This is a genomic window from Phenylobacterium sp., assembly GCF_044236515.1.
Classification (GTDB): Bacteria; Pseudomonadota; Alphaproteobacteria; order Caulobacterales; family Caulobacteraceae; genus Phenylobacterium.
Genome location: NZ_JBIIGK010000142.1, coordinates 1 through 7879 on the forward strand (window position 1 = coordinate 1; position 7879 = coordinate 7879).

Consider the following 7879-nt stretch of genomic DNA (forward strand, 5'->3'; position numbering starts at 1 on the left):
TGACCAAGCAGGCGACGCTCGGCGGCCACTGCGAGCTCGGGGACTACGTCATCGTCGGCGGCCTCGCCGCCATCCACCAGTTCACCCGCATCGGCCGTCACGCCATGGTCGGCGGCCTGGCGGCCGTGGTGAAGGACGTCATTCCCTATGGCTCGGTGTGGGGCAACCACGCCCACCTGGAGGGCCTGAACCTCGTCGGCCTGAAACGCCGCGGCTTCAGCCGGGAGGCGATCAACACCCTGCGGGCCGCCTATCGCCTGCTATTCGCCGACGAAGGCACCTTCCAGGAGCGCCTCGAGGACACCGCCGAGACCTTCGCCGGCTCGCCCGAGGTGTCGGAAATCCTCGACTTCATTCGAGCCGACGGCAACCGCCCCCTTTGCCTGCCGCAACGCGAGGTCTGATGCGCAAGCTCGGCCTGATCGCCGGCGGCGGGGCCCTGCCAGTCGAGATCGCCGAGCACTGCCAGCGCTCCGGCCGGCCGCTGTTCGTCATCCGCCTGCGCGGCTTTGCGGGGCCCGGGCTCGCCCCCTACGCCGGCGCCGAGGTCGGGCTCGCCGAGCTCGGCAAGTGTCTCAAGGCGCTGAAACGGGCCGGTTGCGAGGCGGTCTGCCTGGCCGGCAACGTCAGCCGCCCGGACTTCGCCGCCCTGAAACCGGACCTGCGCGGCCTGGTCGTTCTGCCCCGCGCCATCGCCGCCGCCCGTCGCGGCGACGACGCCCTGCTACGCCTGCTCCTCGGCGAGTTCGAGAAGGAAGGCTTCGCGATCGAGGGCGCGCACGAGGTGACCGACGACCTGACCCTGCCGCGAGGGCCCCTCGGCCGTCATGCGCCGCCGCCCGAGGCGATGGCCGATATCGCACGTGCCCTGGAGGTCGCCCGCGCCATCGGCGAGCTCGATGTGGGGCAGGGGGCCGTGGTCTGCGACGGGCTCGTTCTCGCGGTCGAGGCCCAGGAAGGCACCGACGCGATGCTGAGCCGCGTCGCCGGCCTGCCGCACGCCATCCGCGGCCAGCCGGGCGCGCCGCGCGGCGTGCTCGCAAAGGCTCCCAAGCCGATCCAGGAAACCCGCGTCGACATGCCGACCATCGGCCGCGCCACCATCGAAGGCGCCGCCCGCGCCGGCCTCGCCGGCGTGGCGGGGGAGGCGGGGCGCCTGCTCGTCCTAGACCGCGAAGCTCTTGTCGAGCTGGCCGACGACCTCGGCGTCTTTGTTTATGGCGTGGAGCCGCCCAAGGAGGCGCGGTGAGCCGCCGCCCGCTGATCGTCATGCTGGTCGCCGCTGAGGCCTCCGGTGACGACCGCGGCGCCGCCCTCGCCCGCGCACTTCGCCGGCGTCTTGGCAATAAGGTTCGCTTCGTCGGAGTCGGCGGCGCGCGGATGGCGCAGGAAGGCGTCGACAGCCCCTTCGACATCGCCGAACTGTCGATCCTCGGCCTTCTCGAGGGCCTGCTGGCCTGGCGTAGGGTCGTCCGCCGCGCCGACCAGACCTCCGCCATCGCCCTCAAGGAACAGCCGGACGTGGCGGTGCTCATCGATTCCTGGGGCTTCACCCTGCGCGTCGCTACTCGCCTGCGCCGCCTGGCGCCAGACCTGCCTCTGGTGAAGTACGTCGCGCCTCAGGTCTGGGCCTCGCGGCCGGGCCGCGCGGCCACCCTGGCCCGCACCGTCGACCACCTGCTGGCGATCCACGTCTTCGACGCGCCCTATTTCGAGGCCGAGGGCCTGCCCACGACCTTCGTCGGCAACTCCGCCCTCAATGTCGATTTCAGCGGCGCCGATCCTCACCGCCTGCGCGCGCGGATTGGAGCTGGGCCGGACGATCCGATCCTTCTCGTCCTTCCGGGTAGCCGACCGGGCGAGATCGCCCGCGTCTTGCCCCCGTTCGCCGACGCCGTTGCGCGCCTCAAGGCCGAACGTCCCGGCCTGCATGTGGTGATCCCCGCCGCACCGACCGTCGCCGAGGCGGTCAAGGCGCAGGTTGCCGCCTGGCCGCATCCTGCTCACGTTGTCGAGGGCGAGGCCGGTAAGCTGGATGCCATGGCGGCGGCGACGGTGGCGCTGGCCTGTTCGGGCACGGTGACGACGGAGCTCGCGCTGGCCGGCGTGCCGATGGTGATCGGCTATCGCGTCGGCCGCGTCACCTACGCGCTGCTCAAGCGGCTGATCCGGACGAAGTACATCACCCTGTTCAACATCGCGGCCGGCGACTTCGTCGCGCCCGAGCTGATCCAGGACGACTGCAGCGGCGAGGCTTTGGCGCGGGAGATCGCCCGGCGGCTGGACGACGCGTCGCTCCGCCAGACGCAGGCCGCGCGTCAATCGGCTGCCCTCGATCGGATGGGTCGTGGCGGGCCGGACCCGAGCGAGGCGGCCGCGGATGCCGTCCTCGCTCTGGTCGCCGCCCGCCGCTCGGCTTAGCCGCGGGTTTCGACCGGGCTGTAATCGCGCTTCGGCGCGCCGGTGTAGAGCTGGCGCGGGCGACCGATCTTCTGCGACGGATCCTCGATCATCTCCTTCCACTGGGCGATCCAGCCGACCGTCCGCGCCAAGGCGAACAGCACGGTGAACATCTCCGGCGGGAAGCCGAGGGCGCGCAGGGTGATGCCGGAATAGAAATCGACGTTCGGATAGAGCTTGCGCTCGACGAAGTACGGATCGCTGAGGGCGATCTTCTCGAGCTCCATCGCCACCTTCAGCAGCGGATCGTCTGCATTCCCGACCTCGGCCAGAACTTCGTGGCAGGTCGTCTGCATGACCTTCGCGCGCGGGTCGTAGTTCTTGTAGACCCGGTGGCCGAAGCCCATCAGGCGGTACTTCCGGTCCTTCACGCCCTGGACGTACTCCGGGATGCGATCGACGGTGCCGATCTCCTTGAGCATGTTCAGCGCCTCTTCGTTCGCCCCGCCATGGCTGGGGCCCCAGAGGCAGGCGATGCCGGCAGCGATGCAGGCGAAAGGATTGGCGCCCGACGAGCCGGCGAGTCGCACCGTCGAGGTCGAGGCGTTCTGCTCGTGGTCGGCGTGGAGGATGAAGATCCGGTCCATCGCCCGCGTCAGCACGGGGTTGGGCTTCCAGTCCTCGGCCGGGACCGAGAAGCACATGCGCAGGAAGTTCTCGGCGTAGGAGAGGTCGTTGCGCGGATAAACGAACGGCTGGCCCTTGGAGTATTTGAACGCCCGCGCCGCGATGGTCGGCATCTTGGCGATCATTCGATGAGCGGAGATCATCCGCTGGGCGGGATCATCGACGTTGGTGCTGTCGTGATAGAAGGCGCTCAGCGCCCCGACCGCCCCGACCATGATCGCCATCGGGTGGGCGTCGCGGCGGAAGCCCATGAAGAAGCGGTCGAACTGCTCGTGCACCATGGTGTGGTGCGTGATGTTGTGCTCGAACTGGGTGAACTGCGCCGCGCTCGGCAACTCGCCGTGCAGCAGGAGGTAGCAGACCTCAAGGAAGTTCGACTTTTCCGCCAGCTGATCGATCGGATAGCCGCGGTGCAGCAAAATGCCTTCGTCGCCGTCGATGAAGGTGATCTTGCTCTCGCAGGAGGCCGTCGAGGTGAAGCCCGGGTCATAGGTGAACGCCCCGGTCTCGGCGTAAAGCTTTCGGATGTCGACCACGTCCGGACCGACCGTGCCCTTCAGCACCGGGAGTTCGACGTTCGCGGCGTCGATTTGAAGCTTCGCCTGGTCGGCCATGCCATCCCCTTTCGCAGTTGCGGAAAATTCCCGCTTGGAGGCGCTTATACCGGTTTAGTTCGCAGGTGAAAGCGCATCGTCCAGACGACTGAGGCTTTCCTCACGTCCGAGCGAAACCAGCGCCCCCGCCAGGTCCGGCGCGGGCGATCCGCCGGCCAGGCAGGAGCGGAGCGCCGGTCCGAATTTTCCGAGGCCGACGCCTTCTTGTTCGGCGAAGGCGCGGATGCGCGCATCGAGCGCGGCGACGGTCCAGTCGGCCTCCGCGCCCAGGCCGTCTCGCAGGCGCGAAAGCCGGGCCCGGGTCTCGTCGGTGAGCAGGCCCAGGGCCTTCTCGGGCAGGGTCAGCGGGCGGGCTTCGAGCACGAAAACGGTGGCGTCAGCCAGTTCGGGCAGCGTCTTGGCGCCGTCGCGGACCAGGGGGATCGTCCGCTCCAGCACCACGCGCGCCGCCGCATCGATCTGGCGGCCGCGCGTCTCGTGGATGCCGGCGATCAGCGCGGTCAGCCGGGCGGGTTCGGCCTGGCGGATATAGTGGTTGTTCAGGTGGTTTAGCTTGGCCCAGTCCAGCCGGGCCGGCGCGCTGACCACATCCTTGATGTCGAACCAGGCCGCCGCCTGCTCGTCGGAGAAGATCTCGTCGTCGCCGTGACCCCAGCCGAGCTTGGCCAGGTAGTTGCGCATCGCCTCGGGCAGGTAGCCCATTTCCTCGAACTCGCCGACCGCCTGGGCTCCGTGGCGCTTCGACAGCTTCAGACCGTCGGGGCCATAGATCAGCGGCAGGTGCGCGAATACCGGCGCCTCCCAGCCCAGGGCCTTGTAGATCAGGGTCTGGCGGGCGGTGTTGTTGACGTGATCGTCGCCGCGGATCACGTGGGTGATGCCCATGTCATGGTCGTCGACGACGACGGCGAGGTTGTAGGTCGGCGTCCCGTCGGACCGCAGCACGATCAGGTCGTCGAGGTTCTGGTTCTGGAATCGGATCAGCCCCTTTACCTGGTCGTCCACCAGGGTCTCGCCGTCGAGCGGGCTTTTCAGGCGCACGGCGAACGGCCGGTCCGCCGGCCAGGTGGCGGGATCGGCGTCGCGCCAGGGCGAGCGGACAACCCGGCCCTCGGCCCGGGCGACCTCGCGCTCGGCCTCCAGCTCCTCGGGGGTCATGTAGTCGCGATAGGCGCCGCCGGTGGCCAGCATCTCGTGCGCGACCTCCCGGTGACGCTCGGCGCGGGTGGCCTGGAAGACCGGCGGCTCGTCGGCCTCGAGGCCCAGCCACTTCAGCCCCTCGAAGATGACCTGCACGGCGGCCTCGGTGGAGCGCTCGCGATCGGTGTCTTCGACCCGCAGCAGGAACTTGCCGCCGGTGTGCCGGGCGTAAAGCCAGTTGAACAGCGCCGTGCGGGCCGTGCCAATATGCATCGAGCCGGTGGGCGAGGGGGCGATACGGGTGACGACTGGGCGGTCGGACATCGAACTCGATGGGTCTGGGGATGTGGGCGCCGCGACGATCGGGCCCCTCGTGGACGGGGCGCGTCTTAGCACGCGGATTCGCCGCGCTCCTAGCGTCGGGGATGCGGTCCGCTGGCTTGCTGATCAGGCGGCGGCCCAGAGTGATCGCTGGACCCTCTGGACCCCGGTCGCGCTCGGCGGCGGGGCCGCCCTCTATTTCACCCTCCTGCGCGAGCCGCAGGCTCTCGTCGCTTACAGCGGCCTCGCCCTTGCGGCGCTGCTGCTGCTCGCTTCGACGCGGGTCGGGCTCCGCGTCGGGGTTGCGGCCCTCGTGCTCCTGGCCTGCCTCGTCGGCGGCTTTTCCCTCGCCAAGGTTCGCACGGAGCGCGTCTGGGCCCCTGTCGCGCCCGCCGCCGCCGGTCCTCAGCGGATCGAGGGCTGGGTCGTCGATGTCGCAAACCCTGGCGAAGGCGGCCAGCGCCTGCTGATCGCCCCAGCCCGGGTCGGCGATTGGGCGGCTCGCCAGACGCCGATCCGCGTCCGCGTCACCCTGCGACCCGGCGCGCCCATCCCTGCGCCGGGATCGCCGGTCTCGGTCCTCGCCATCGTCAATCCGCCGCCGCCGCCCGCCAGTCCGGGCGCCTACGACTTCGCCCGCGACGCCTTCTTCGAAAGCGTGGGCGGGGTCGGCTTCGCGCTGACGCCGCCCGCCACCTGGCAAACGGCGTCGATGCCGCCCTGGCGCCTGGCCTGGCGAATGCGCATCAACCAGATCCGCTGGGAGCTGACTCGCCGAATCGTCGACCAGCTCGGCCCGAGCGTCGGCGGCCTCGCCGCGGCCATGATCACCGGCCACGAGGCCTTCGTGCCTCGGGATCAGGAGGAGAATCTACGGGTCGCCGGCCTTGCCCACATCGTCTCGATCTCCGGGCTGCACATGGCCATCGTTGGCGGCTTCGCCTTCGCCGGCGCGCGGCTGCTGATCGCCGCTTGGCCTTGGCTGGCGCTGCGCGTGCCGGGCAAGAAACTGGCGGCGGCCGCCGGCCTGCTGGCGGTGGGCGGCTACCTCGTCATCTCCGGCGGGCCGCCGCCAGCCGAGCGGGCGGCGATCACCGCCGCCGCCGCCTTCGGCGCGATCCTCGTCGACCGGCAGGCGATCAGCCTGCACGCCCTGGCGCTGGCGGCCATGGGCATCCTCATCGTGCAGCCGGAGGCGGTCACCGAGCCTGGCTTCCAGATGTCTTTCGCCGCCACCTGCGCCCTTGTCGCCCTGGCCGAGGCCTGGAAGCCGCCGCCGCGGGAGATCTCCGTGCCTTGGCCGATCCGCCTGATCCAGGGGGCCGGGGTTTGGACCCTCGCCAGCCTCGCCGCGAGCTTCGTCGCCGGCCTCGCCACCGGCCCCTTCGCCATGCAGCATTTCAACAGGGTTGCGACCTGGGGCCTTCTGGCCAATCTCGCGGTGGCGCCGATCTCCTCCTTCGTAATGATGCCGGGTCTCGCCCTCGGCGCGGCGTTGACGCCACTCGGCCTGGGGGAGGGGCCTTTCGCCGTCGCGGGCTACGCCATACAGCTGATGAACCGGATCGCCGCCTTGGCCGCGGCGGCGCCGAACGCCCAGCTTGTTGTGCCCAGCGGGCCGGCCTGGGTGTTGCCGACCGCCTTCCTCGGCATCCTCTGGCTCTGCCTTTGGAAGGGACCGTTGCGCTGGCTCGGCGCGCCGTTCGCGCTCGCCGTGCTCCTGGCGCCGCGCTCCCCCGCGCCCGACGCCTGGATCAGCAACGACGGGGCAGCCGTCGCCGTCCGCGCCGAGCGCACCGCCGTCCTCATGCGGCCGGACGTGAAGCTGTTCGGGGCCGAGTTCTGGGCGCGCCGGCGCGGCCTGGCTCCGGGGGGCGACCGCGCCGATGCGTACGATTGCGACGCCTGGAGCTGCGCGGCCACGCCCGGTTCGCGCGTGCCGATCGCCGCGGCATGGAATGTGCGGCGCCCCCTCAAGCCGGGTCGCCTGGCGGCGCTGTGCGCTTCGGCCGAGGTGGTGGTGATCCGCAACGATCAGCGGCCGGCGACCTGTGGCGCGGCCTTGGTCCTAAGCGGCGCCGATTTCCGGCGGGGCGGCGCGGCCGAGCTCTATCGGCTGGCGCCCGGCCGCTGGCGGGTGGTCTGGGCCCAGGACCTGCGCGGACACAGGCCCTGGACGTGGGGACACGATCCCCGCCGGCGTTAAGCTCTGAAGCCTCAGTGATAGCGGCGGATAAGCCCGACCAGCCGGCCCTGCACCGAGACCTGGTCCGGACCGAAGATCCGCGTCTCATAGGCTGGGTTGGCGGCTTCCAGGGCGATGGAGGCGCCCTTTTTGCGCAGGCGCTTCAGGGTCGCTTCTTCGCCATTGACCAGGGCCACGACGATGTCGCCGGAGTTGGCGCTGTCGGTCTTGCGGATGACCACGAAGTCGCCGTCCAGGATGCCGGCGTTGATCATCGAATCTCCGGCGATCTCCAGGACGAAGTGTTCGCCGGCGCCCAGGATCGTCTCCGGCACCGGGATGCGCTCGCGCTCCTGCTGGATCGCCTCGATCGGCGTGCCGGCGGCGATCTTACCCAGGATCGGCAGCTCGCGCGTGTCGTTGGCCACGGCGGGCAGGGCCGAGCCGGCGTCGACCAGCTGCGGCTTGAACGGCGAGCGGCCCTTCGGCGGCGCGGCGGTCGTCGCCTGCTGCGGCAGCTTCACCACCTCCA

Annotated in this window: 6 protein-coding genes and 1 pseudogene; 4 read left to right on the forward strand and 3 right to left on the reverse strand. The window is 70.4% G+C overall.

Features of this window, described 5'->3' with window-relative positions:
• The 3 genes and pseudogenes from ACILRF_RS12925 to lpxB all read left to right on the forward strand — a co-directional run.
• A pseudogene (locus ACILRF_RS12925) lies at positions 1 to 404 on the forward strand (acyl-[acyl-carrier-protein]--UDP-N-acetylglucosamine O-acyltransferase); the annotation flags it as partial.
• Complete coding sequence (locus tag ACILRF_RS12930; protein ID WP_395673520.1) at positions 404 to 1249, forward strand: LpxI family protein; 846 nt, start codon at positions 404 to 406, stop codon at positions 1247 to 1249. The pseudogene ACILRF_RS12925 and the gene ACILRF_RS12930, both read left to right, overlap by 1 nt.
• Entirely contained in the window at positions 1246 to 2421 is a 1176-nt protein-coding gene (lpxB, locus tag ACILRF_RS12935; RefSeq protein WP_395673522.1) for a lipid-A-disaccharide synthase, read from the forward strand. The genes ACILRF_RS12930 and lpxB overlap by 4 nt, the downstream gene beginning before the upstream one ends.
• Here lpxB and gltA read toward each other — a convergent pair.
• Both gltA and gltX read right to left on the reverse strand, forming a co-directional pair.
• Positions 2418 to 3701 carry a citrate synthase gene (gene gltA / locus ACILRF_RS12940; RefSeq protein WP_395673524.1) on the reverse strand — a complete coding sequence of 428 codons (1284 nt, stop codon included), beginning with the start codon at positions 3699 to 3701 and terminating at the stop codon, positions 2418 to 2420. The genes lpxB and gltA overlap by 4 nt on opposite strands.
• Before the next feature lie 54 nt (positions 3702 to 3755).
• On the reverse strand, positions 3756 to 5165 hold the full coding sequence (gene gltX / locus ACILRF_RS12945; RefSeq protein WP_395673526.1) for a glutamate--tRNA ligase: 1410 nt from the start codon (positions 5163 to 5165) through the stop codon (positions 3756 to 3758).
• Here gltX and ACILRF_RS12950 point away from each other — a divergent pair.
• The gene (locus tag ACILRF_RS12950; protein WP_395673528.1) at positions 5143 to 7368 is read left to right on the forward strand and encodes a ComEC/Rec2 family competence protein; all 2226 of its coding nucleotides are present in this window, start codon (positions 5143 to 5145) and stop codon (positions 7366 to 7368) included. The genes gltX and ACILRF_RS12950 overlap by 23 nt on opposite strands.
• Positions 7369 to 7379: 11 nt before the next feature.
• On the opposite strand, the gene lexA is transcribed toward ACILRF_RS12950, so the two are convergent.
• Positions 7380 to 7879 (reverse strand): transcriptional repressor LexA (lexA, locus tag ACILRF_RS12955; RefSeq protein ID WP_395673530.1); only part of this gene is annotated, 500 nt, incomplete at its 5' end.

Coding starts and splice junctions, on each gene's coding strand:
- gltX (WP_395673526.1), bottom strand. CDS start 5,165: ATGTCCGACCGCCCAGTCGTCACCCGTATCGCCCCCTCGCCCACCGGC.
- ACILRF_RS12930 (WP_395673520.1), top strand. CDS start 404: ATGCGCAAGCTCGGCCTGATCGCCGGCGGCGGGGCCCTGCCAGTCGAG.
- gltA (WP_395673524.1), bottom strand. CDS start 3,701: ATGGCCGACCAGGCGAAGCTTCAAATCGACGCCGCGAACGTCGAACTC.